At 27.0% G+C, this 23937-nt stretch carries 24 protein-coding genes and 1 other annotated feature; of the genes, 7 read left to right on the top strand and 17 right to left on the bottom strand.

Annotation, left to right across the window (positions count from 1 at the left end; all coding sequences use genetic code 11):
* Nucleotides 1-42 precede the first annotated feature (42 nt).
* The 4 genes from CLPUN_RS20780 to CLPUN_RS20765 are packed head-to-tail and all read left to right on the top strand — an operon-like array spanning nucleotide 43 to nucleotide 3563.
* Entirely contained in the window at nucleotides 43-840 is a 798-nt protein-coding gene (locus tag CLPUN_RS20780) for an acyltransferase (RefSeq protein ID WP_077849143.1), read from the top strand.
* 58 nt (nucleotides 841-898) lie between these two features.
* Nucleotides 899-2026 (top strand): glycosyltransferase family 61 protein, encoded by a 1128-nt coding sequence (locus CLPUN_RS20775; protein ID WP_077849142.1) that lies wholly within the window; start codon nucleotides 899-901, stop codon nucleotides 2024-2026.
* 22 nt (nucleotides 2027-2048) lie between these two features.
* Nucleotides 2049-2456, top strand: coding sequence for a sugar 3,4-ketoisomerase (locus CLPUN_RS20770; protein WP_077849141.1), 408 nt, complete (start codon nucleotides 2049-2051; stop codon nucleotides 2454-2456).
* Nucleotides 2457-2468: 12 nt separating this feature from the next.
* Nucleotides 2469-3563, top strand: a complete 1095-nt coding sequence (locus CLPUN_RS20765) for a DegT/DnrJ/EryC1/StrS family aminotransferase (RefSeq protein WP_077849140.1) — start codon at nucleotides 2469-2471, stop codon at nucleotides 3561-3563.
* Between the two features lie 155 nt (nucleotides 3564-3718).
* Here the strand turns inward: CLPUN_RS20765 and CLPUN_RS20760 are convergent, their stop codons facing one another.
* Entirely contained in the window at nucleotides 3719-4291 is a 573-nt protein-coding gene (locus tag CLPUN_RS20760; RefSeq protein ID WP_077849139.1) for a hypothetical protein, read from the bottom strand.
* A gap of 454 nt (nucleotides 4292-4745) precedes the next feature.
* Nucleotides 4746-5207 (bottom strand): hypothetical protein, encoded by a 462-nt coding sequence (locus tag CLPUN_RS20755; RefSeq protein WP_077849138.1) that lies wholly within the window; start codon nucleotides 5205-5207, stop codon nucleotides 4746-4748.
* A 148-nt stretch (nucleotides 5208-5355) separates the two neighbouring features.
* On the opposite strand from CLPUN_RS20755, the gene CLPUN_RS20750 reads away from it, so the two are divergent.
* A complete protein-coding gene (locus CLPUN_RS20750; RefSeq protein ID WP_077849137.1) occupies nucleotides 5356-5688 on the top strand; it encodes a hypothetical protein in 333 nt (110 codons plus the stop codon).
* A gap of 59 nt (nucleotides 5689-5747) precedes the next feature.
* Here the strand turns inward: CLPUN_RS20750 and panD are convergent, their stop codons facing one another.
* From panD to CLPUN_RS28885, 12 genes are all read right to left on the bottom strand, one after another.
* On the bottom strand, nucleotides 5748-6122 hold the full coding sequence (panD, locus tag CLPUN_RS20745; RefSeq protein WP_077849136.1) for an aspartate 1-decarboxylase: 375 nt from the start codon (nucleotides 6120-6122) through the stop codon (nucleotides 5748-5750).
* Nucleotides 6123-6365: 243 nt separating this feature from the next.
* Complete coding sequence (panC, locus tag CLPUN_RS20740) at nucleotides 6366-7208, bottom strand: pantoate--beta-alanine ligase (protein WP_077849135.1); 843 nt, start codon at nucleotides 7206-7208, stop codon at nucleotides 6366-6368.
* Between the two features lie 101 nt (nucleotides 7209-7309).
* Entirely contained in the window at nucleotides 7310-8137 is an 828-nt protein-coding gene (gene panB, locus CLPUN_RS20735; protein ID WP_077849134.1) for a 3-methyl-2-oxobutanoate hydroxymethyltransferase, read from the bottom strand.
* A complete protein-coding gene (locus CLPUN_RS20730; protein ID WP_242954210.1) occupies nucleotides 8137-9048 on the bottom strand; it encodes a Rossmann-like and DUF2520 domain-containing protein in 912 nt (303 codons plus the stop codon). Before CLPUN_RS20730 ends, panB begins: the two co-directional genes overlap by 1 nt.
* Nucleotides 9049-9350: 302 nt before the next feature.
* Complete coding sequence (locus CLPUN_RS20725; RefSeq protein WP_143329089.1) at nucleotides 9351-10046, bottom strand: MgtC/SapB family protein; 696 nt, start codon at nucleotides 10044-10046, stop codon at nucleotides 9351-9353.
* 103 nt (nucleotides 10047-10149) lie between these two features.
* Nucleotides 10150-13404, bottom strand: coding sequence for a DEAD/DEAH box helicase (locus CLPUN_RS20720; RefSeq protein ID WP_077849132.1), 3255 nt, complete (start codon nucleotides 13402-13404; stop codon nucleotides 10150-10152).
* A gap of 105 nt (nucleotides 13405-13509) precedes the next feature.
* Nucleotides 13510-13695, bottom strand: coding sequence for a hypothetical protein (locus tag CLPUN_RS20715; protein WP_077849131.1), 186 nt, complete (start codon nucleotides 13693-13695; stop codon nucleotides 13510-13512).
* Between the two features lie 186 nt (nucleotides 13696-13881).
* Nucleotides 13882-15816, bottom strand: coding sequence for an ABC-F family ATP-binding cassette domain-containing protein (locus tag CLPUN_RS20710; RefSeq protein ID WP_077849130.1), 1935 nt, complete (start codon nucleotides 15814-15816; stop codon nucleotides 13882-13884).
* A gap of 364 nt (nucleotides 15817-16180) precedes the next feature.
* A complete protein-coding gene (locus CLPUN_RS20705; protein WP_077849129.1) occupies nucleotides 16181-16780 on the bottom strand; it encodes a GNAT family N-acetyltransferase in 600 nt (199 codons plus the stop codon).
* A 143-nt stretch (nucleotides 16781-16923) separates the two neighbouring features.
* Nucleotides 16924-17802, bottom strand: coding sequence for a PHP domain-containing protein (locus CLPUN_RS20700; protein ID WP_077849128.1), 879 nt, complete (start codon nucleotides 17800-17802; stop codon nucleotides 16924-16926).
* 27 nt (nucleotides 17803-17829) lie between these two features.
* Entirely contained in the window at nucleotides 17830-18186 is a 357-nt protein-coding gene (locus CLPUN_RS28890; protein WP_242954208.1) for a hypothetical protein, read from the bottom strand.
* Between the two features lie 14 nt (nucleotides 18187-18200).
* Nucleotides 18201-18518 carry an MBL fold metallo-hydrolase gene (locus tag CLPUN_RS28885; RefSeq protein ID WP_242954207.1) on the bottom strand — a complete coding sequence of 106 codons (318 nt, stop codon included), beginning with the start codon at nucleotides 18516-18518 and terminating at the stop codon, nucleotides 18201-18203.
* A gap of 270 nt (nucleotides 18519-18788) precedes the next feature.
* Nucleotides 18789-19044: a binding site (T-box leader), on the top strand.
* Nucleotides 19045-19160: 116 nt separating this feature from the next.
* Between CLPUN_RS28885 and ilvB the strand changes: the two genes are divergently transcribed.
* Complete coding sequence (ilvB, locus tag CLPUN_RS20690) at nucleotides 19161-20843, top strand: biosynthetic-type acetolactate synthase large subunit (RefSeq protein ID WP_077849127.1); 1683 nt, start codon at nucleotides 19161-19163, stop codon at nucleotides 20841-20843.
* Nucleotides 20836-21138, top strand: a complete 303-nt coding sequence (ilvN, locus tag CLPUN_RS20685) for an acetolactate synthase small subunit (protein WP_077849126.1) — start codon at nucleotides 20836-20838, stop codon at nucleotides 21136-21138. The genes ilvB and ilvN overlap by 8 nt, the downstream gene beginning before the upstream one ends.
* A gap of 216 nt (nucleotides 21139-21354) precedes the next feature.
* Here the strand turns inward: ilvN and CLPUN_RS28210 are convergent, their stop codons facing one another.
* The 3 genes from CLPUN_RS28210 to CLPUN_RS27785 all read right to left on the bottom strand — a co-directional run.
* A complete protein-coding gene (locus CLPUN_RS28210) occupies nucleotides 21355-21525 on the bottom strand; it encodes a hypothetical protein (RefSeq protein ID WP_198944381.1) in 171 nt (56 codons plus the stop codon).
* Between the two features lie 207 nt (nucleotides 21526-21732).
* On the bottom strand, nucleotides 21733-22083 hold the full coding sequence (locus tag CLPUN_RS29265; RefSeq protein ID WP_278281671.1) for a tyrosine-type recombinase/integrase: 351 nt from the start codon (nucleotides 22081-22083) through the stop codon (nucleotides 21733-21735).
* A 443-nt stretch (nucleotides 22084-22526) separates the two neighbouring features.
* Nucleotides 22527-23937: hypothetical protein (locus CLPUN_RS27785; protein WP_077849124.1), on the bottom strand; the 1411-nt coding region annotated here is incomplete at its 5' end.

The following is a 23937-nucleotide window of genomic DNA, read 5'->3' as shown; positions in this document are numbered from 1 at the left end:
TAAAGTAACTGTAAGAGAAAGGTTATATTGATAGGTGGGGATATGAGTAAATGTATAATTTCAGATACTGCTACAGTTAAAGAAAATGTTATTATTGGTAATAATGTACTCATTGAAGATAATTGTTTTATAGACCATGGAGTAATAATAAGAGATAATGTTCATATAAAAAAAGGAAGCTTCATAGGAGCGAGATGTATTCTTGGAGAATACTTAATGGATTTTTATTCTGATAGGATAAATAAAATTAATCCTTTAATTATAGGAGAAAATTCGTTAATTAGGAGTGAAACAATTATTTATGGTAATACAACTATAGGAAATAACTTTCAAACTGGTCACAGAGTGACTATTAGAGAAAGCTCAATAATAGGTAATAATGTTAGAATAGGAACCTCATCTGATGTGCAAGAAGAATGTATTATAGGTAATTATGTAAGTCTTCATAGTAACGTATTTGTAGGTGAGAAAAGTTTAATAAAAAATTTTGTTTGGATTTTTCCGCATGTAATATTGACTAATGATCCTACCCCACCCTCACAAATTATAATAGGCGCTACTTTAGAAGATTATTCAGTAGTTGCCGCCGGAAGTATAATTTTACCTGGAGTGAATATAGGTGAGGAATCCTTAGTAGGTGCAGGAAGCATCGTAACTAAAAATGTTGAAAAAGAAACAGTAGTTGCTGGAAATCCAGCAAAGAAAATATGTTTAACTAAAGATATAAAAAATAAACTTACAGGTAAGCAAGTTTATCCTTGGAAATATAATTTTTCCAGAGGAATGCCTTGGGTAAAATTAGGATATGAACAATGGTTAAAAAATGAGAAGTTAAAATAAATTATCAATTTTACAATACTAAATCTTACCTATATGTTGAAACAGGAGGAACTAACAAATGAGCATTGAAAGAAGATTAAATAATATTTCATGTAAAGAATATTGTAATATTCATAATTACAAATATTTTATTAAACAAAAAGAACAGTCTCAGAAAAATTATATTCCAAATTACAGAGATAATACTAAAGCTAATAACTATATAAATATTAAGTTTCCGGAAATTTATATAGCTGAGTTATATAATGTAAACTTAATTGGTGGAAATAGTATAATTTTTGATAAAAATGATAATTGCATTTATGATTTACCACTAAGAGATCATGAAAATAGATTTAATTTAGCAGTGAGCAATGTATATTTCGTGGATAGAAATGTTACTTTAACTTACTACGAAAAAGCAAATGAAAAAATTGAAGAAGGTATAATGCTTTTATCAAATGCTTCTTTTAACTATTTTCATTTTAATATGGAAGTACTATCTAAATTATGTTTAATTAATGAAATAGAAGAATATAATAAAATTCCAATATTAGTGGATGAAAGATGTTTTAAAATTAAATCTTTCAAAGATGAATTAGACATGCTAAACATTCACGGTAGAAATATTATCCCACTGAAATTAGGATATTGTTATGATATTGATAAATTAATATATATATCAGACTTACTTATTGGACCTATTGATCTAAAAAAAAATACTTTGCTAAGATATGAAGATTATATTATGAATGATACTGCTGTTAATTTGCTTCATGATAATCTGTCTATTAATGGTACTACTTCTAAAAAATTATTTATTTCTAGAAAAAATTGTTTCGGTACTAGAATACTATTGAATCAAAATACTATTGAACAAATTTTTAAGGATCATGATTATGAAATTGTATACCCAGAAATAATGTCATTTCAAGATCAATTGAAAGTTTTTTCTGAAGCTGAATTTATAGCAGGTGCAAGTGGGGCTGGATTTACCAATATATTATTTGCTAATAAAAATGCAAAAATTATTTGCATTTTACCTAAAGAAATACAACTCTCCTGCTATTCAAATATAGCTGGCGTATTAGGACAACAGTGTCATTATTTAGATGCAAAAGTTCATTATAATCCTAATGTTGTTCTTTATCAGAATAGCTTTGAATTGGAAGAAGATTATTTAAGAAATTTTTTGAAAAATGTTTAACAATATTTATTAAGGAGGCAACATGTATAATTGTTCCTTGTTAAAATTTATAAATATAAATGGTAAATATGGCGATTTAACACCTATAGAGGAAATGGTGGATATTCCTTTTGATATAAAACGTATTTATTATATTTCAAAAGTACCACTTAATATAACAAGAGGTTTCCATGCTCACAGAAAACTTCATCAAGTACTCATATGTGTTAATGGCTCTGTAAAAGTAAAAGTTAAAAATCCAAAAGAAGAAGTCGAGTTTTTATTAAACAACTCATCAGTAGGTCTATATATTGGACCTTATGTTTGGAGAGAAATGTATGATTTTAGCGATGGTGCTGTTCTTTTAGTACTGGCATCTGAGTATTATAATGAAAATGATTATATACGAAATATGGACTTTTATATGCAAGAAGCATGTAATAGATATTAGGAAGGGATTTATATGAAAATACCATTTTTGAATTTAGAACCAATGCATATGGAAATAAGAGATGAAATTGTAAGTGCTTTTGAGAAAATATATGATAGAAATTCATTTATTTTAGGAAACAGTGTAGAAGCCTTCGAGGAAGATTTTTCTAAATATTGCCATGCTGATTATTGTATAAGCTGTGGAAATGGATTAGATGCCCTTTCCATTATTTTAAAAGGATATGATATTGGTGATGGTGATGAAGTTATTGTGCCTTCTAACACCTTTATTGCTACCGCACTGGCAGTTTCTTATGTTGGTGCAAAAATTGTTTTTGTGGAACCTGACATTAAAACCTTTAATATAGATACAAATAAAATTGAAAAAGCTATCACTCCAAAAACAAAAGCTATTATTGCTGTTCATCTCTATGGAAGACCCGTAGAAATTGATAAAATAAAAGTGCTTTGTAAAAAATATAATTTAAAACTTATAGAAGATGCAGCTCAAGCACATGGAGCAATATATAATGGTAAAAAAACAGGAAATCTTGGTGATGCAGCTGGCTTTAGCTTTTATCCTGGAAAGAATTTAGGAGCTTTAGGAGATGGTGGAGCTATTCTAACTAATGACAGTCTATTGGCACAAAAAGTGCGAGCTATAAGAAATTATGGCTCAACAATTAAATATCATCACGAGTATAAGGGTATTAATTCAAGGCTAGATGAAATACAAGCTGAAATTTTAAGAATAAAGCTTAAGTACCTAGATAAATGGAATGCTAGTAGACAAGAAAATGCCAAACTATATCTTGAAGGAATTAATAACAATAAAATAGCTCTTCCATTTATAAACTCACCATATGAGTCTATATGGCATATTTTTATAATAAAAACTGAATTTAGAGATAAGCTAGTGAATTATTTAAAGGCTAATGGAATTGAAACTTTAATCCATTATCCAATACCTATTCATCTACAAAAGGCATATGAGGATTTGGGATATAATTCTGGAGATTTTCCAGTGGCAGAGACCATTTCAAAGACAGTATTAAGTTTGCCACTATGGTATGGAATACGTGAATCAGAAATTAATTATGTAATAAATGTTTTAAATCAGTGGTAAAAGTATACTAAGAATTAAGAAATCAAAATAAGCACCGTCTACATGAAAAATAATTCTATATAGAAGGAGGATATAATAAAGCACTTTTGCTTATTATATCCTCTTCTTTATTAAATTTCATTATCTTTTAATTTATATATAATTTTCTAGTAGATTTAATGACATTTACAACGTCTATCTACAGATCTAGAATAAGTGAATATTACATCAAATTTAACGTCTTTATCACATTTACTTTTTGCTTTGAAGCATAAAATATCGGTTGGAAACCACTCATCAGGAATTTCAGATAAATTGCGACGTGGTATGAATATTATGCCTGATTTAACTATTTTATAATATCCAAGAGAACCGCGTATAACTGCTTCTCCACATATACACTTTATATTATCACCACAATATTCTATTTCAATTGTCTCATCACCACAACATTTTTTTGCAAACGCTGTAAAATATTGTAATTTGCCTGAGTTCACATAAATAATCTTATTTTTACGTCCAAAAGCTACTTCTAAATCACAACTTATCTTTACAGGTGGCACATGACACCCATGACCTTTTCCTTCATCAGTTTCTCTTTCTTTTTCAGTTTTTTTCTTAGGTTCTGCTTTTAATTCGATATCTTCATCTTCATATACATACTCTTCTATTAACATATCTAAATCTAGCCCTGATGCTAAATCTGCCTCTTTCATAATTTCTTCTAAAGATATTTCTTTATTTTTCATAAATTTCCTCCCAAATTATCTATATAAATATATTAGTTTATTCATATAGTTTTCTTTTCTCATTTCAATTAATTTTCTTTTTAGTTATATAAACAAATTTTTTAATTATTGCAATTATTCACATAAAAGCATAATTAACTATTAAATACCGTTTTTATTATATGATAGTATATGAATTGACACTTTAAGATGACACTCCTCTTTCCATGAAAAATTAATAAGCTTCACGAATATCTATCACTTAAAAATTAAGTATTACTAATGTTATATTTTGTAAACTTTATAGCATAGAAAATGGCATGAAATTACATAGTAAACTGAATTGGATCTACTTTAAATTTCACATCACTTTATATCAAATTTAACAATTTAATATATTTCTATACTCAACTGATATTAATAATTTGATTCATATAATTTATACAATTATTGACTAGTTGTTTTTGAATGTACCTTAGTAATAACATCCACATGAATTACAACTGAATATTACAACAAAATCATAGCATTCTTTATTACATTCGTCAGTTGCAGTGAAAGTTAAAAAATCATTCTTTCTAGGATTTAATTTAGGATAAGTTTCTACAAATATTCCCGATTCAACTATTCTATATATTCCAAGATTCCCGCATATCCCATTACTTTGATAACATCCTTTATATTTAATAGTAACATCACCACGGCATTTTGATACATGAATTGTAAAATATTGAGATTTTCCTGGATGTAAATAAATCATCTTATTTTTCCTATCAAAATTAACTTTCAACTTATAATTGACAGAAATTTTTGATTCTTGTTTATGAGAATAATTCTCCATCTTCTTATCTTCATCTTTAGGAAATTTGTTAACAATTTTATCTTCCTTTATATATTTATCATGAATGTTATCATATCTATCTTTGTTTATACTCATAATATAACCTCCAAATAAACTATTTTCCATAGTTCATTTACAATTTTATTATATAATATTATATTAAGACTTCTTTGAAAATGGTACAATTATTAACTTAAAAACATAATATGCACTATAAACTTAAAAAGGAAAAGGACGTGTGACTTTGGAGAATAAAGAAACTTGTAAAGAAAAGTGCGAATTTACAGTACATCCTTGTAACTTTAAAGTACAAATAAAGGAAATAAAGCCATTTTACGTATGCGCATGTAAATCTATTGTATTAGATTTAAAAATTGTAAATTATTACAACACTAATAGCTTAATAAAAATTAAATCAAGACCTAGGTACGGAAAATTATACTTGCTAAACGCATCTACTCTTATATATAAATCAACTAAGCGATTCTCTGGATTGGATCTGTTTCAAATACTAATTGAAGATGAATATGGTGGAAAGCATACAGAAACCATACTTATTCGTGTTATAAAGAAATAGAGAGTGAGATTTTAAATAAATCTCACTCTTTTAAATAATTACTAATTGTAAATTAAATTCTATTTATTAGATTCATAATTAGTAATTTCTTTTATTGTATTATCGTCATTCATAAATACAACAGCCGGTTTATATTTTTTTGCGTCCTCTTCCTCAATTTGAGCATAAGCAATTATTATTACCTTATCACCAGTTTGTACAAGTCTTGCAGCGGCTCCATTTAAGCAAATAACTCCTGAATCTCTTTTCCCTGGAATTACATATGTTTCAAGCCTTGCTCCGTTATTTACATCAACAATTTGAACTTTTTCATTTTCTAATATTCCTGATGCTTCCATTAATCTCTTATCTATTGTTATGCTTCCTACATAATTTAATTCAGCCTGCGTTACTGTAGCTCTGTGTATTTTTCCTTTTAACATAGTAAGTATCATTTTTTATCCTCCTTGTATATGTGTAATAAGTTTAATTGTTATTAAAATTTTACTATATTCCGTAATTCAAATTTAATGTTTAAAAATAATTATTTTATAAAATCTTTACCTACACGGTTAATTCTATATAAATTTGTAAATGAAACATATATCTCATCATTAATTAAATTCTTTATATAAATTAGTGTGAACTAATTTATATAAAGATAATTTTTCCAGCTATAAGTTTACTATAACAGAAAATTATACCTCAAATATAAAATTATCTATTAGTCTAGTTTTTCCTATATAAACAGCAATTGGAACCAATATGCTTTTTTCTATATTTTCTATTTTTTGTAAAGAATCCCCATCAACTATTTCTATATAATCTATTTTAGCTAATGGTTCTTTTATTATTTCGTCTTTCATTATTTCTTTAATTTTGTTGGCATTTCTTTCACCATTTTTTAAAAGCTCCTTAGCTATATTTAAGCTTCTGCTTAATACTAAAGCTGCTTTTCTTTCAGTTTTCAAAAGATAAGTATTTCTTGAACTTTTAGCTAGTCCGTCTTCTTCTCGTATTATTGGACATGTAACTATTTCTACATCTATATTTAAATCTCTAACCATTTTCTTTAAAACAGCAACTTGCTGAGCATCTTTTTGTCCAAAGTAAGCTTTATCAGGAGTAACTATATTAAATAATTTAGAAACAACTAAGCAAACTCCATCAAAATGTCCTGGTCTTTTTGCTCCGCAAAGCACACTTGTAAGGTTTGAGACACTTATACTAGTTGATTTATTCTCAAAATACATTTCACTTGGATCTGGATTGAAAATTGCTACTGCACCTGCAGTCATACATAAGTTTAAATCTTTATTTATATCTCTTGGATAACTATCATAATCTTCATTCGGCCCAAATTGTGTTGGATTTACAAATACGCTGACAACTACTTTATCATTTTCAAGTGCAGCTTTTTTTATTAAACTTTCATGTCCTTCATGTAATGCCCCCATTGTTGGTACAAAACCTACTGAAAGTCCTTCACTTTTCCACGACTTAATTAAACTTCTAAGTTCTTTAATTTCTTTTACTAACATTATTCTTCCTCTTTTCTTATTTAGTGATTTAAAAATAACAGATTAATAGCATAACTCATGTTATTCTATTAATTTATAGTTAGCTTTATATTGAATGTACATTAGTATAATTTTTGAAGTTCACTTTCATCAATCTTAAAAGTATGTTTTTCTTCTGGGAATGCACCTTCTTGAACTTCTTTAACATAAGAACCAATAGCTTCTTTCATAATCATACCTAGATTAGCATATTGCTTAACAAACTTTGGTATAAAATCACTGAACATTCCAAGCATATCTTGATAAACTAAAATTTGTCCATCACAATATTTACCTGCACCAATTCCTATTGTTGGAATCGAGACTGAACTTGTAATAAGCTCAGCTACCTTTTCTGGAATTCCTTCAAGTACAATAGAAAATACTCCAGCTTTCTCTAAAAGAACAGCATCTTCTATTAACTTTTTGGCTGCTGATTTACTTTTACCTTGAACTTTAAATCCACCAAAAGTATTGACCGATTGAGGTGTTAATCCAATGTGACCCATTACAGGGATTTGAGCATCTACAATAGCTTTAACTTGCGCTGCAATATTTACACCACCTTCAAGTTTAACTGCACTTGCACCCCCTTCTTTAACTAATCTTCCAGCATTTGAAACTGCTTGTTCAATAGACACATGATAAGATAAAAAAGGCATATCGCTTACTATAAGAGAATTTTTCGCACCTCTCTTAACAGCTTTTGTATGATAAATTATTTCTTCCATAGTAACAGATAAGGTATCTTCTTCTCCCTTAACCACCATTCCAAGAGAATCCCCAATAAGAATTCCATTAACATTACTTTCATCAATTATTTTTGCCATTGAATAATCATATGCAGTAAGCATACTTAATTTTTTTCCTTCAGATTTAGCTTGTTTGAATGTTAATACTGTATTTTTCACTAGTCTAATCCCCCTAAAATTTTATATATTTCCAGATGTTTTTTAGAATCTCTTAATAAATTGTGAAATCTATTTTCATCTTTTGGATTCATAGAATTTACTTTTTTATTTACATTATTCAAATCGTCTTGTTGTTCATTTGCTGGAAGGCTTGTATTATTATCTCTTTGAGCTACAAGCTTTAACAAATTTAAAGATAATATCTTGTATAAAGCTTCCTCTTCTTTTTCGTTTAACCCAATTTTTCTTAAATAACTTGTACCTATATCTAACAAAGATAAAGTAAGGTTAGAAACAAAAACATTAGCTAAATGATAAATTGAAGATGTTTCTTCATTTCTTACAAAAAACTTATTTCCTAAAACTTTAATAATATTAATTACTTGAAAATTCTCTTCATTAAAATTTATTTTATCCTCTCTTAGCTCAGAATTTCCAAATGAAGAATTTATTATATACGCTTTAAAATCTTCAGTCTTATTATCATTTAAAGATGAATTTCCTAAAACCTCACCTTCAATTGAAAAATATATATGTTCTAATTCTTTTAAATCTGTGTTTTTATTTGAAAATGCAAATATGGGATGTATAGAATAGATTAGTGCACCAGAATGTTTGGCATTATATAATACATTTGATTTTAGTGAGCCACTTGTGTGGCAAATAGATTTGTTATTTAGATCAAATTTTGATAATTCTCTATCTATAATTGAAATTGTGTCATCAGGCGTTGTAATAAATAATATATCACTGTCTTTAATAATATCTTGAATGTTATAATAAAATTTTGATTTAGTAATATTAGCTGCTTCAGTGGTTGTTTTTATATTTTTTCCATAAAAGCCACTTAAAGTTATCCCCTTGTGAGTAAAGTAGCGTCCTAAACTTACGCCTACCTTCCCAGGACCAATAAATCCAATTTTAATAGTATCACCTCCATCGTGTGATACAACATCCTAATTTCAATCTCATTCATTATAGATATGAGTTGTATTATAAGTTTTAATGCTTAATAGTTTGGTGTAACTCTCTATTAAGATACTACCCATTGATATTCTACCACTATGTTTTATATTTAACAATAATAATATATAGAAATTAACCTAATTTAAGATTTTATAATAATAGTTTTTAATTTGTTTTATAAAAAAACCATGCAGACATATATCCTACATGGTTTAATAAACTATTACTTATAGCTAATTAAATTCTACTACATTACTTCTTCAATTGACAGTACATTTTCTATACTGTGAAGCTTTAAAATGTATTCTGAATGATCAATTTTTTCCGCTAATGTTAAAGTCATTGTAAGGCCAATAACATGCCTATCATTTTCATTTGATTTCTTAATTTCTATATTAGAAATTTTTGTTCCATCAGATTTAACACTATTCATGAAGTTGGTAACACCAGTTATATGCTTGAGTTCAGCATATACATCTAATATCCTTGAATGAGTTCTTGAATATAAGTCTAGTTTGTGAAGTATTGTTAGTACCCCAATTAAAAATATGCATGATATAATAGCACCTTCATAAAAGCCAATTCCTATAGCGAGTCCCATACAAGCACAGGACCAAAGTCCTGCTGCTGTTGTAAGTCCTTTAACTTCATTTCTTCCAACAACTATAATTGTACCTGCTCCTAGAAAGCCAATTCCGCTTATAACTTGAGCACCCATTCTGCTTGCATCTGTACTTATTTTTAGGATATCCGTCATATATTGGCTAGTTATCATAACCATAGCTGCACCAATGCATACTAAAATATGTGTTCTAAGGCCTGCTGGTCTCTTCTTTCTGCCTCTTTCAGCCCCAAGGATTCCCCCACAAATTGTAGCTAAAGTTAACCTTAGAATTATTGATGCTGTATTAAGTTCTCTTAAATAAATAGATACATTATTAATTACATCTTTCACTATATTCCCCCCATTATCTATACAATATATATGATTCGAAAGCACTATAACTTCTTAAATCACATACAGATATTTATTAATCCTTAGTATATTAACTAAATAAATTTAAAATATCATCTTCTTTTAAGGTATTTATGAAGGCTCCGACAGATAAATCATCTCCTAAAATTTTATTTATTAATTCTCTCTTCGAATCTTGAAGTTCTACTATTTTTTCTTCAATAGTTCCACTTGAAATTAATTTAATTACTTCAACTACATTTTGTTGACCAATTCTGTGAGCTCTATCTGTAGCTTGATCTTCAACAGCTGGATTCCACCATGGATCAAAGTGTATAACTATATCTGCACTAGTTAAATTAAGTCCTGTCCCTCCTGCTTTCAAAGAAACTAAAAATATAGAATTTTCTCCATTATTAAATTCGTCAACCATTTTCATTCTATTAATTGATGAAACTTTTCCATCTAGGTAAGAAAATAAGAACTGTTTTCCTTTAAGTATCTTACCTATATTTTTAAGTACAGATGTAAATTGAGAAAATACTAGTATCTTATGACCTTCTTCTATACCTTGCTCTAAAAGTTCAATAAGTGCTTCTATTTTGCCACTGGTAGCTACATAATTATCCATTGTAACAGAAGGATCTAAACATATTTGACGAAGTTTTGTTATATAAGATAAAATTTCAATTTTACTCTTATTGAATTCAAGGTCTTCAACTTTTTTTTGAATTAAATCTTTAACGTAATTTGCATAAGTCTCATATACTATTTTTTGTTCATCACTTAATGGTACAAGTAATCTCTTTTCTATTTTATCTGGTAATTCTTTAATTACATTTTTCTTGTAACGCCTTAGAATAAATGGTTTTACAAGTCTATTTAATTCTTCTAATATTTCTGGTCCTTCTTCAAGCCTTCTATGATACCTTGTTACAAATTTTTTCTCATTATATAAATATCCTGGCATTATAAAATCAAATATTGACCAAAGCTCCATTAAAGAATTTTCTATAGGCGTTCCTGTTAATGCGAACCTACATTTTGCTTTAATTTCCTTAACTGACTGTGCACTTAATGAAGTTTGGTTTTTAATATTTTGAGCTTCATCTAAAATGCAATAATAAAATTCCATATTATATAGTTCTAAATCACGTCTTAGGAGATTGTAAGTAGTTAAAATAACATCATAATCTTTATAATTTTTTATTAATTCTTCTCTTTCTTCCCTTGTACCATTTGAAATAGCAATTTTCATAGATGGTGCAAACTTCTTAAATTCATTTTTCCAATTATAAATTAAAGAAGTAGGAGCTATAATAAGTGTTTTTGAATTTGGTTTTGAAAGCAAAAAAGTTATTGCTTGAAGTGTTTTTCCAAGTCCCATTTCATCACCTAGAATTCCTCCAAAACCTAAATAGTCTAAGGTTCTAAACCAATTGTAGCCTTCTTTTTGATACTCACGAAGTTTAGCTTGAAGTCCAAAAGGTGGTTGAAATGATTTATCCTTAATATTCTTTACTCTTCCCTTAAGTTCTTTAATTTCATCACAACTCTCTATAAATCTAAGTTCTTTTTCTTCTAAATAGTCTTCAATATAGGCAGCTTTATTTATTGGAAATTCAATTAAGTTATTTTTTAATTCGTCTTCTAAAAGCAAATTATCCATAAGAATTAAAGCTTCCTTAAGCGCTGTTGCTTGTAAATCTAAAAATTCACCGTTCTCTAGTTTGTAATATTTTAAATTATCTCTAAAGCTTCTAAGTATCTTTGTAACTTCACTTTCTGAAATATTAGAAAGTTCAAATTGAAATTCAAAATAATTAAACTTTCCTTTTCTAACGTCTCCTTTAAAATCAGATTTTTTAATGTCTTTTATTCCATTAAATCTTTCAGAATAAAAGACCTCACCATACTTTTGAATCTTTTCTATTTCATACTTAAAGAATTTAAAAGCATCCTCATCATCTTTAAAAAAGTACATTTTTCCATTAACTTCTTCAAAACCAAGACTTCTTAGTAATCCAAAGACTTCATATTCTTTATTTGTATCCCTATATATGACTTTATCTGTATATTCCTCGAAATAATTAAACTCATGTCCTTCATAAGACACCTTAAATAATAAAGATATTTCTTTGTCTTTATCAAAATAAAATCTAAAGCTTACCGGTCCTTTTACAACTTTACTCCTTATTTCCTTAGATAAAGTCAGATCCTTTGTAATTTTTTGCAACGAGGGTATCAGTTCTTTTAAAATTTTATTTTCTTGATCTTTATTAAATCTTACTGTTGATGTTGCATTAAAAATCTTTAAATAAGGAGATAATCTTTCGCACTGCTCTATCGATGGAATGTAAATTAGAGTCCCATATAAAAATACATCTTCATTTTGTGTTAAAGCTTCTGGCATTCCATGCTCAATTCCTAATACTATATAATTATCCTCATTCAATAATGAAAATGGAACAATCATATCTCCTTCTATTATTTCTGATTCTAATATTCTATAAAAGAAACCATCTCCTAAATATACTCTATTCTTTTTTATAATATTAAGAAATTCCTTAACCATCATATCTGGAATAGTTAATATTTTCCCATCTATCAACCTATCTTGATGACGTCTAAAATTTCTATTGTGCTCTTCCATGTTTTTGATATTGTAAAGAAATTTTATTAATCTTTTATCTTCATAAGAAAAACATTGCTCTTTTATATCAAAAACAAAATCTTTTCCATATTTGATTGGAATTTTATTATAAAGTGATACTAAAAATTGATTAATATCACGAATCATATACATTTTATTACTTTTGTTCCTAAGACCTATTTTGAATTCAGCTTGAAGCTTAGATGACCAATTATTTTTATTTATAGTAATATCAACCTTAAGGTTTTCTTTTTGACTATCTCCAATAAGAAAAGATAGCAGATCCTCATTATTATTGGCTTTTGCATTATGTTTATTTTTCTTAATCTCAATACTTTTTGTTATCTTATTTCTCAATTCATCATCAGCATCAATATTTCTTAAAAACTGATAAAAAGTTGCAACTAAATGTTTGCAGCAATAATTATCCCTTGTAAATTCATTTTTTTCAAAATCCATGCAGCTGCAATAGGACCCGATAACATCTTTTGTTTCATTATCAATTTCAAGCTTACATAGATATTCACTAAGAAGACTTTCTGAAACTACTATAGATCGTAATTTAATATTATCTTTATCTACGACTACATTTAATTCTCTAAGCAAATCATTATTTAAAACACGGTCACCTTTTATTCTAACTGAATTGGTTATGCTTTTATTAAAGCCTTCTAGTAAAATTTGTTTTATCAATTTTATCACCTGCATTTTTTATTTAATAACTTAATTTAGACATATAAAATAACAAGCCACTAAGTTAAATTGACTCCTATATTGACTTGCTATTTTATTATTCTCTTATTCAAATGTCTTAATTCTATTTATTAGATTTACACTAACATATTCTGATTTAGAAATTCCTTTTCTAAAATATCTTATTTGCTTATACTCTTTCCCTTGAAGATTAATATCTAAAATATCAATTCGCTCTCCTTTAAATATTGTGGCTTCTGGTTTTCCTTTTAAATATATATGTACTTCCATTATATTAATTGAGATTATTTCTAAATAGAAAATAATCTCATGCTCCTTTCTTATTCTGCATTGTTCAATACATGTTCTAAAAATTTAAATTTATCTAAGTGTGGCTGGAAATATATTTAATATAGGCAAGTTAACTTTTACTCATAATGAATTGTTTTAGTTTAAAACACATGTATTATTTCAAATTTAATTATTCCTCTTATATTGTTCGATGGCTTCGGCAATTTCATTTAAATATTCCCATCTCTCATATTTATGTTCCAGTTCTTTTTGCAGATCTTCTTTTTCTTTCATTAACTCATTAAGTTTGCCATAGTTTGAAGAATTCTTTGCCATATCCTTATCTAAACTTTCCATTTTCGCCTCTAATTTATATATATCAGCATCTATTGTGTCAAATTCCTTTTGTTCTTTAAAAGTAAATTTTGGTTTGTTATCGTTAGTCCTTTCTTTAGTTCCTTTACTTTTTTCTTCCTTAAATTTGTCATCAACTGTTGTAGTATCTCCTTGGACCTTTTCCATTTCTTTTGAAATTAAGAAATCACTATAGTTACCGTGATACTCTTTAATTATTCCATTTCCTTCATATGAGAAGATTTTATCACATATTCTATCTAAGAAATATCTATCATGAGATACAACAATTACTACACCCATAAATTTATCTAAGAAATCTTCTAAAATTTTAAGTGTTTCAATATCTAAATCATTTGTAGGTTCATCTAATATTAAGAAATTAGGTGATTCCATAAGTACTCTAAGTAAATGCAATCTTCTTCGTTCTCCACCAGATAACTTTTCAATTGGAGTATACTGCATTGTGCTATCAAATAAAAATCTTTCGCACATACTTGAGGCTGAAATATTTGTTCCATCTTCTACAGGTATGAATTCTCCGCCTTCTTTAACATAATCAATAACTCTAAGTTTTGGGTGCATATTTGTGTTATCTTGAGCAAAGCAAGATATTTTAACAGTATCACCAATTTCTATTGTTCCACTATCTAAAGGAAGTTTTCCTGTAAGTAAATTAACTAAAGTTGTTTTACCAGCACCATTTTCCCCAACAACTCCAACTCTATCATCTCTTAAAAATATGTAATTGAAATCTTTAATTAAGGTTTTATTTCCAAAGGCTTTACATACATTGTATAATTCAACAACTTTTTTACCAAGTCTAGAACCAACAAGGGAAATATCAACATCTTCTTGTCTGCGTATAGTTTCAGTATTTACTAGTTCATCAAACCTTTGAAGCCTAGCTTTTTGTTTGGTAGTTCTGGCCTTTGCACCACGTCTAACCCATTTTAATTCACTTCTTATTAATGCATTTCTTTTATCTTCTTGAACTTGTTCTGTTTCAAGCCTTTCAATTTTCTTTTCTAAGAATGCTGTATAATTACCTGGGTAAGAATACATACTTCCTCTATCTAATTCAATAATTCTATTGGTAACTCTATCTAAGAAATATCTATCATGAGTGATCATGAGTAGAGCACCTTTTCTTCCATTTAAAAAGTCTTCAAGCCATTCTATAGAATCTGAATCTAAATGATTAGTAGGTTCATCTAATATAAGCATATCACATGGAGTTATAAGAGAACATGCAAGAGCAATTCTCTTTTTTTGTCCTCCCGATAAATTTCCTACCTTTTCATGATAATCATTTATTCCAAGCTTTGTTAAAATTGTCTTAGCTTCATTTTCTAAATCCCATAAACTTAAGGAGTCAATTTGTTCTTGTAGCTTTATTAATTCTTTATTTAAAAGATCAAATTCTTCTGTAGTGCAAGAATTAATTTTATCTAATAATTCTTCATATTTTCTAAGCAGCTGCATTTCCTTAGTATCTCCCTTAAAAACTTGCTCTAAAACAGTTGCCTCTGAGTCAAAGTCAGGATTTTGATCTAAATATTCAATTCTAACATTTTTGCCCTTAGTGATATTTCCTTCAAAAAATTCTTCACGTCCTGATACAACTTTTAAAAATGTAGATTTACCTGCACCATTTATTCCAATTAAACCAATTTTATCACCATCATTAATACCTAGTGATACATTGTTTAATAATATTTTTTCACTATAACTTTTATTTATATTTTCTAAAGTAATTATATTCATTTATTTTGTTACTCCTTTATGCATTATATACTCATTATTTTAACACATGAAGTTAAGAATCCAAAATTAAAGACTAAAAATATATTTACTAATTATTTTTTCTAGTAAATATACTTTCAGTCTTTTGTTCATTTTATATAAAAACTTTATTTAGATTATCCGCCGCACTAAGGTAATTTTAGTATAGTTTAGTTTACATAATAATTATTATATAAACTAAATTTCATACTCTGTATGTATGTTATATGTATTTTTTAACTATATGATATAGTTTATTTAAAATTTAATTTGCTTTAAAAGTTTGAAGGAGTAGATACCTTAAGCATCTACTCTCCTACATTCATGAATTAATTTATTTTTTAAATCAAATTTCCACACGCTCTATAAGTTCTGTCTTCTTTTTTTCCTTGAAATATTCCACTTTTAATATAGAATAATATTTACAATCAACAAAAGCTCCTTTGTTATCCTTCACTACATTTCTTAAAGTACCTTCATAGGCAAATTTACATTTTTTAAGTAACATTCCTGAAGCTATATTATTTATATGCCTTCTGGCTGTAATACGCTCAAAACCAACTTCTACAAATGAAAATTCAATAATTTGATTTAATACTTCCGTCATTATACCTTGATTCCAAAAGTCCTGACCTATACAATATCCAATTTCACAATTCTCATTATAATTGTCTAAATTCATAAGATTAATACTTCCAATAACATGCTTGCTGTATTTATCTTCTATTGCCCAATTGTAATATTCCTTGCTTTTATAAGACTTCTCCCAAAACGTAACTATCATATTAGTTTTTTCTATATTACAATGTTCTACCCATGTAAGATATTTGGCAACTTCTTTATCAGATGCCCAATTATGATACATATCTGGAATATCTTTAGATGTAAAAGGTCTTAATATAAAGTTATTAGTTTCTAAATCTATAGTACCTTTATGACTTAACATTAAAGTTCTCCTAACATTAAAATCAATTTACATGATTATTTTCATATACTATTTTACACCATAATCATTGTAGTATAAACAATTTTATTGTCTAAATTTACTATAAATCTACCCAACGAATTATTAAATAATATATTATGCTCTTAATGATTATCGCCTTTGCTCATATTAATTGTTTGGATAATATTCTTGTAAATGCTATATGGAATAAATAAATTATTATTTTTTCCAGAACCAATTTTTATATCTGGCCTATTTTCTCCATGATAATCAGTTCCTCCAGAATACATCAAATTATATTTATTTATAATATTATCTAAGAAAATACAATCCTGTTCTGTAAATGAAGGATAATATTTTTCTATTCCATCTAATCCTAAATTAATTAAATTCTTCACTTCCTTTTCGATTTCATCAGTATTTAGTCCTGCAAAACCAATTGATTTATTGTAATGAGCTAAAAAGGATACTCCTCCTGCTTTTTTTATCATATTAATAGACTCTTCAACACTTAGAAGTTCTCCTTCATTATATGGAATTGGATCTAAAAATTTATCCCAAATTTCCTGTGGAGATTTACAGATATTATTTTTTATAAAATATCTATAAACATCATATCTATCTAGATATTCACTTAAGGAATTTCCTCTCAACTCATCAATTGATATATTGATGCCTTTTTTACTAATTTCCATTAATATATGTTTTATTCTATCTTCTCTTTCCTTTTTCATATTATAAAAAGCATTTAAAAAACTTTCATTTTCAATATCAATTCCTATACCTAAAATATGAAGCATCCTTCCATCTTTATATAAAGAACTTATTTCTATTCCATTTAAAAAATCAATATTATTTTCTTTTGCATATTTAGCTGCATCTCTGATACCAGCAATATTATCATGATCAGTTAAAGCTATGGCTTTTATATTTTCTAAAACAGCATCTTCTATTAACTTTTTAGGAGTTGAAGCTCCATCTGAAATATTAGTGTGAGTATGTAAATCAATTCTATAATTCATAAATACACCTTCTTATTATTAACCTAATTAAATTAACCACTTGAAATCCTTTTTCTTTAGCTTTTTCAATGAAATTATCATCATCGATATGAATACGGAATACTTTTTTCTATATTGTTCTGGAACTAATTCACTTAAAACTCTTAAGGATGTATGTACATTTCCTTCCATATCATTTAAACAAGTACCTTGATATATTATATTTCCTTCATCTAAAAAAGGAATAACATTAAAATTAGTTTCATAAGTATCTCCACTATAAAAAATACTGTTTCCATAATCAAATTTTATCAAAAATGAATATGTATTAAGAGTTTCTACATGCTTAGTAAGTGAAGAATTTAAAGTTAAATTTAATTCTTTTATTATTTGTACTATATACAATAAAGCTTTCCCCTTCAACAGCACCAGTAAGTTTTGAAAATTCTGTTATTTTTTTCTTTTTCATGAAAATATATATTTATTCTAATCTTTTGTCTCCAATAACAATAACCTACAAAACTTCCGAGTGAGCCTATATGATCAGAATGCATATGGGTGATAAGTACATGTACATTTTTTATTCCTTCAATTAAATTCTTAGTCACAATTTTTTGAAATATACTTTCTCCAAAATCTATTAATAATAAAGTATCATCATTTTTTATATAACTAGAGGTATTTCCTTCTGTCACATTATATCCAAAACCTCTTCCCAAAAATTCTAATTTATTCATATTATTTACTCCTCCCAAAAGATATTACTAATGGATATCATTAACAATATTACGTTATTATTTCTAAATAGTAAAGACAGTATTGCTATTTACTCATTATAACTATAAAATTAATTTTTACTTTCAAAATTAAAAGGTCAATTAGTTATTATAAGTGTTTATTTAATTTTTCTGAATATTATGTAATGTATACGTTATATTTAGTATAAATTTGAAATTATCATTGACAAATACAAACTTTTTTTAATATAATTAATTAAAGTTAATAAAGTATAAACTGTGATAAGGAAGAGTACATATGTTATTTAAACACAGAGAGAGAATGGTTGCTGTAAGTTCTCATGAGATGTATATGGAATGTAGCCTTTGAGTTTTTAATCGAAATCTTTTGTAGAGTGTAGAATTAAACGGATGGTCTACCGTTAAAAGGACAGTAATATCGGTTTTTAACCTGTATTATGATGAGTGTGTATATAATTTATACAAATTTAGGTGGTACCGCGATGATATCCTCTTCGTCCTATTATTATAGGATGAGGAGTTTTTTATTATAGAAAATTATAAAAATTAATTAATATTTCTTGTGCTTCATAAAGTGAAACTTATTAGAAAACATAAAATTTTACGTTAGGAGTGATTTTTTTGAAATATAAAGGTTCTGAAATTGTTATTAAATTATTAGAAAATGAAGGTGTAGAATATATATCAGGTATTCCAGGCGGTTTTAATCTTCCACTTTATGACGCCCTATACAAAAGCAAAATTAAACATATATTAGCTCGTCATGAACAAGGAGCTGGTTTTATTGCACAAGGAATTTCTAGAAGCACAAATACAGTTGGTGTATGTTTTGCAACTTCTGGACCTGGAGTTACTAATTTATTAACCGCTATTGCTGATGCAAAGCTTGATTCTATACCCTTAGTTGCTATAACAGGGCAAGTATCATTATCATCAATAGGAACAGATGCTTTCCAGGAGGTAGATGCTTATGGTTTAACCATACCTATTACTAAACATAATTTTTTAATTAGAAGTATAGATGAACTTTTTACTGTAATTCCTGAAGTCTTTAAAATAGCATTAGAAGGCAGACCTGGACCTGTATTAATTGATATTCCCAAAAATATTCAAAATCAGGTTATTGAATTAGAACAATTCCCTTCTAAGATTTCAAAAGATAAAATTGTTAATTCAAAAAAAGATTTGAAGACCTCTACCCTTTACTGTATAGCTGAATTAATCAACAATTCTAAGAAACCTGTAATTTATGCTGGCGGCGGAGTAATTAATTCTAATGCCTGTAGTAGTTTATATGATTTTGCTAAGAAAAGTAATATTCCTGTAGCCTTAAGTCTTATGGGATTAGGAGCTTTTCCTTGTGATGATGAATTAAGTCTTGGAATGTTAGGAATGCATGGTGCCCCTTTTACTAATTATCTCCTTAATGAAGCTGATTTAATATTAGCCTTAGGTGTAAGATTTGATGATAGAGCTACTGGGAATATAGAAAAGTTTTGTCCTAACGCTTCTATTATTCATATTGATATTGATCCTTCTGAAATAAATAAGATTAAAGCAAGTAGTCTTTCAATGGTTGCAAACATTTATAATTTTATAGAAGCTATTATTCCACATATTGAAGCACAACCTAGAAAGTCTTGGATTGAAAGAGTTAAATGTTTTAAAGAAAAATATCCTCTTCCATCCTATGAGAATGCATTACATCCAGCTAATATTATTCCTTTTATAGGAAATAGGTTGCCAGATGATACTATTATTACTACTGATGTTGGGCAGCATCAAATGTGGGTAGCACAAAGGTATCCTTTTAAAAAAACAAAGTCATTATTGACCTCAAGCGGTCTTGGAACAATGGGTTTTGGCATTCCTGTTGCTATAGGTGCCGCATTAGCAAATAAGGATAAAACTATAATTGACTTTAGTGGAGATGGATCTATATTAATGAATATTCAAGAGCTTGCAACACTTGCTGATTTTAATCTAAACATAAAAATCTTCATATTAAATAATCATCATTTAGGGCTAGTACGTCAGCAACAAGAATTATTTTATAACGAACATTATATAGCATCACATTTTATATCAAATCCAAACTTTAAAGTTATAGCTGAAGGCTTTGGTATTCCAGCTTGCGATTTAGGAACTGAAGATGAGCCTTTGAAGAAATTAGAAGAAATATTATCTATAGATGGTCCTTATTTAATTAATGTTCCAATCAAAGAAGCAGAAAATGTTCTTCCAATGGTTCCTCCAGGTGAATCAAACATAGAAATGATAGGCGGTGAAGGATTAAATGATTAATACTAATTTTTATCTTATTGAACTTGTTGTAAGAAACCACTCTGGTGTCATGAGCCATATAACTGGTCTTTTTGCAAGACGTGCCTTTAACCTAGAAGGAATTTTATGTGCTCAAATAGGCGATGGTTCTACAAGTAAAATGTTTTTATTAGTAAAAAATGATTTTGTTTTAGATCAAATAATAAAACAATTAGAAAAATTATATGACGTACTTGAGGTTTCTTTGCATCAAGATTATGATCAATCTATATTTGAAAGTCTTGATAAGGTTCTTAAAATTAAACCTGAGTCTTAGTTTAATGAGGCTCTGAAAGGCTTTATAGAATTTTAATTTACATCTCTATTAATTATTAAATTGTGATATATAACATAATCGGAGAGTAGGTAAAATAATTAATTAATATGTTATATCACGCTCATAATATACCATTATTTTCACACTGTTAATAAAAACAAAAAAATAGGGATAGTAAAACAAAATTTCTTCTGTCTACTATCCCTTTAAAAGTAACTACTGAGCTTGCAAAAATTCCTCATAGTTTTCTATTTTATCCTCTCTATTGGTTTTCTTTATCCAATTATTGTATTTAAAAATAGCTTCTTCAACAGTTTTTAAATTCATTTTATTTTTCTTTTTGCCTTTATGTTCAGCATATAAGTTAATTTTCATTATATTTCCCATATTTATTTCACCTCACTTATAAAAATATATTATTCAATATAAATAATCCTAATTTTAACTTTATAAAAATAAAGTAATAAAGTTTTTACTCTCTATTACTTTATTTTTATTGCTTTAAAAAAATAGTTTTGTAATTATCTTCTTGGGAGTCTAATTCTAAATAATGTTAGTTTAATCTGTAATTTAATATTAACATAATTCAATGATTTATACAAGACTATTTTTATCAACTTTATCTGTTTGACTTAATGTTACACTCTTATTATCTAAATCAGCTTTTATTACTTTTACATATTTATTAGATAACGAACTAGTCTTTAAACTCTTTTCTAGTATTTCTACATATTTTAAATTCTCTAAATATACCCTTGCAATATTTGTGTTTTTGTGACCTAAAATTCTAGACAAAGAATAAAAATCCAAATTATTCTTTAGCCTTTGAATAGAAAAATAATGACGGCAGGTGTTTGGAGAACATCTCACGTTTTCATTTATATTAGCTTTTTTACCTGCTATCTTTACTTCCCTTTCTATAGCTTCTACATAAAATTGCTTTATCTTTGATTGGTAAGAATCGGTTTCCCTTAAAAATATTTAGCATACGATTAACCTCTTCTTCTGCAAATACATTAATAATAGGATTATTTTGTTTTAATAATTTGACATCAGATATCGGATCATTTCTAATTCCAATACAAATTCATCTAGTAAATCTTTTAATAACAAAAAATACATCTCTATTTATATGGAGGTATATTACGTATTCAAAGCTGTTTTTTATTCTATATCCTTCTAAAAGTATGTATTTAAGCCAAATATCATTCAAGTTATTTTAAGTGAAACTTGTGGTTTCTTTGCATCAATATTATGATCAACCTATATTTGAAAGTCTTGATAAGAACCTGAGTCTTAGTTTAAAAAAAGAATTTAAATAAAAAATCCTATGTAATAATTATGGCAATTATTACATAGGATTTTTTAATAGGGGAATAATTTTATATTTATTGAAGTGAAACTTCATATCTTAATATATTTTCGCTCATCTTTTTAAATACTTCTTTAAAAGCATTATAAAAATCATCAATAGTTATATTTTTTTCAGATTCCAGAGCTTTGTACAAATTATTATGGTTAAATTTATTTTTTGATATATTAATTAAAAAAGCACTTTCAAAATAGTTTATAGCACTTTCTTCAAGTCTTCCCTTTATTGATTTTATCAGTTTATCTTTATCTTCCTGAGATATTTCTCCATTAACTGATACTATAATTTTACTTTCATTAGAATTAAATCCAACAATATGATAACCATAATTAACCAGCATTTTTAATATGGTCTTACTATCATTATAATCACCATTCCTTAAGCTAAAATCAATTATCTTTTTCTTTTCTTCATTAGAATTTTCATAAGATATATGCTTGTATTCCTTATAATCATCTTTTCTGTTTCCAATTATGGTGCGGATTTCACTATAGTAGTATTTTTGATGTTTATTATTTGTTTTTTCTCCTTCAATTATTCTATTCCATAAGTCAACCAAATAACCATTATACCTCTCATAAAGCATACCAACTAGGGCTTGAACACTCATTCTTTCTTGATTTAATGATATATTTATTATTTTTTCTTTACTTGAAGGTTTGATTTTTATAGATATTCCAATTTCTTCACTTGCCTCTTTTATATTGGTTAATAAATGTAAAAAATCATTATTTTTTTCTAGAACTTCCAATGTATTTAGATCAATATCGTTAAAATATTCTGTCACAATAATTTTTTCCTTTGAAATTCCTATCTTTCTAGAAACATTAAATTTTATGGCATCAATAAGATTCTGGTTATCATTGACTGCTAGTATCTCCTCATTTTTTTTGCTAAATGATTGATTTTTATACGACTCCCAATTATATAATATGCAAAATATTCTTTTATTTAAAGTTACTTTATTAACATTTTCTTTAAACCTTGAATAATAATCCATATCTTCATTGCATTTAGCTAAAATTATAAATAACTCTTTATAATCTTCACTTATACGATTTTCTATAATTTTTGCTATACTTCTATATTGATTGTCTTTAGCATAATATATATATATATTTCCAGAAACTTGTTCCTTACTTGAAGGTGCTTCAATATATGCTCTTTCAATCATAAGAGCACAAGAATTTCTTAATCCATATATTGTTTCACATAAATTATAAAAACACGCATTGGAATATTTGTTAATGTGATCTTCCTCTTCATTAGTATATTCATGTCCTTCTTCTTCATCAGTATAGTATTTAAAAATGTTTTTTCTCCATTCATCATATTTTTTTCGAAAATTAATTTCAAATTCATTAAAATATTTTTTCCATATGAATTCATCTTTATCATCTAATAAATTTTGATCGTCAATATAATCT

Source organism: Clostridium puniceum (genome assembly GCF_002006345.1).
Taxonomy (GTDB): Bacteria; Bacillota; Clostridia; order Clostridiales; family Clostridiaceae; genus Clostridium; species Clostridium puniceum.
The sequence above is the reverse complement of the archived record's forward strand: the minus strand, read 5'-3'. Positions and strand labels throughout refer to the sequence as shown.